This is a genomic window from Pseudomonas sp. 18.1.10 (assembly GCF_024655625.1).
Taxonomy (GTDB): domain Bacteria; phylum Pseudomonadota; class Gammaproteobacteria; order Pseudomonadales; family Pseudomonadaceae; genus Aquipseudomonas.
In genome coordinates, this window is record NZ_JANLGL010000479.1 from 1 (window position 1) to 528 (window position 528).

At 62.7% G+C, this 528-nt stretch carries 1 protein-coding gene; it reads right to left on the minus strand.

Features of this window, described 5'->3' with window-relative positions:
• On the minus strand, positions 1-528 hold a 528-nt coding region (locus tag NUV89_RS29785; protein WP_257784135.1), incomplete at both ends, for a phage late control D family protein.

The window sequence follows — 528 nt, forward strand, 5'->3', positions numbered from 1 at the left end:
GGATTGCAACGCCCACACGCCGTCTTGTCCGCTGCTGCCGAGCCCGGATTGCGGGCGATGTGGCAGCTCGATGTCGAACTGGTAACCACGCTGGCTATCGAAAAATTCGACGACGTCGATGCGCAGGCGCTCGTCGCTGGTGAAGCGATACCAGATGCCCACGTCGGCCAGCAGGCGGCTGATGAAGGCCAGGTCGCTTTCGCCGTATTGCATGACGTGTTCGCGCCGGGGGTAGTCGTGCTTGAGGTTGAACAGGAAGTCCTGGCCTTCAAAACCGTGGCGGCTGCGCAGGATGTGTTCGACGATTTCGGGCACCGATTGGTGTTGATAGATGCGGAACTGTCGGCCGCGTGCGAGCAGTGCGAGGCGGGGTTGCAAGGTGAGTGTGTAGGTGGCCTGGTCGTTGGAGCCGGACTGGCGGGCGAAGTGGGTGACCACACCGTGGAGGGTGCGCAACGGCTTGATCTTGGGTGGCGTCAAGCTCAGCAGCGGCAGTTTTTGCGGTGGGGCGTGCAGGCTGAAGCTGGC